Origin of the sequence: Mitsuaria sp. WAJ17 (assembly GCF_014174515.1) — a bacterium.
In the GTDB taxonomy this organism is placed as follows: domain Bacteria; phylum Pseudomonadota; class Gammaproteobacteria; order Burkholderiales; family Burkholderiaceae_C; genus Roseateles_B.
Window position 1 is genome coordinate 1 of record NZ_JACJUG010000146.1, and the last position, 352, is coordinate 352.

A 352-nucleotide genomic window follows, 5' to 3' on the forward strand; every position below is an offset into this window, starting at 1 on the left:
CCTATGCCCAGCTGCTGGGCCGGGTCAGCGGGCGCGAGGACGTGGTCTTCGGCACCGTGCTGTTCGGCCGCATGCAGGCCGGCGCCGGGGCGGACCGCGCCCTGGGGCTTTACATCAACACCTTGCCCCTGCGCGTCAAGCTGCAGGGGCCCGTGCTGGGCGCCGTCAAGCAGGTCCAGCAAGACCTGGCTGGGCTGCTGCGCCACGAGCATGCCCCGCTGGCCCTGGCCCAACGCTGCAGCGGGCTGGAGAGCGGCGTGCCGCTGGTGACGGCACTGCTGAACTACCGCCACAGCCAGGGCCAGTCCCAGGAACCGGCCGAGTTGCCGCCCGCCCTGCAAGGCATCGAGCA

The 352-nt window shown here is 72.2% G+C and carries 1 protein-coding gene; it reads left to right on the plus strand.

What is annotated here, in order from left to right:
- The coding region (locus H5407_RS23790; RefSeq protein ID WP_183106934.1) for a condensation domain-containing protein at positions 1-352 on the plus strand (352 nt) is incomplete at both ends.